The sequence below is a fragment of the Neisseria sp. P0009.S007 genome (genome assembly GCF_051962515.1).
Genome location: NZ_JBQCVF010001317.1, coordinates 1 through 233, shown reverse-complemented (window position 1 = coordinate 233; position 233 = coordinate 1). Strand labels below are relative to the sequence as shown.

General features: G+C 53.6%; 1 protein-coding gene. It reads left to right on the top strand.

Annotated features, from left to right (window positions below; genetic code table 11):
* A partial coding sequence (locus ACTHS3_RS18755) for an Hsp70 family protein (protein WP_440368922.1) occupies window positions 1–233 on the top strand: 233 nt, incomplete at both ends.

The window sequence follows — 233 nt, the reverse complement described above, 5'->3', positions numbered from 1 at the left end:
CGTTTGACGTATCCGTACTCGATTATTTCGACGGCGTCGTCCAAGTATCCGCCAGCGCGGGCGACAACCATTTGGGCGGCGAAGATTTCGTCAACGTGCTGCGCCAGTGTTTCCTGAAAAAGTGCACGACGCTGACGTCGTCTGAAAGCGACAAACTGGCGCAAAACAGCGAATTGTGGCAGGTATTGGAAACCGCAAAACGCAAACTGGGCGAAGAAATGCAGGCGGAAATC